1 protein-coding gene is annotated in these 316 nt (G+C 70.3%); it reads left to right on the plus strand.

Annotated features, from left to right (window positions below; all coding sequences use genetic code 11):
* A partial coding sequence (locus RUGAMON1_RS32725) for an AMP-binding protein (RefSeq protein ID WP_445234436.1) occupies window positions 1-316 on the plus strand: 316 nt, incomplete at both ends.

Here is a 316-nt window from a genome sequence, read left to right on the forward strand (position 1 = left end):
CCTGCTGGCCATCCTCAAGGCCGGCGCCGCCTACGTGCCGGTCGATCCGGCCTACCCGGCCGATCGCATCGCCCACATGCTGGCCGACAGCGCACCGGTCGCCGTGCTGACGCAACGATCCCTGCTGGAGAGCCTGCCCTCCTCCGCAGCGGCGCTGGCCACCGACGACGCCGCCGAAGCGGCCGCCATCGCAGCTCGGCCAGATGTCAATCCCGACTCCGCCGCGCTGGGACTGCACGCCGGCCACCTGGCCTACATCATCTACACCTCCGGCTCGACCGGCCTGCCCAAAGGCGTCATGGTCGAACATGCAAAC

The organism is Duganella rhizosphaerae, from assembly GCF_040364205.1.
GTDB lineage: Bacteria > Pseudomonadota > Gammaproteobacteria > Burkholderiales > Burkholderiaceae_D > Rugamonas > Rugamonas rhizosphaerae.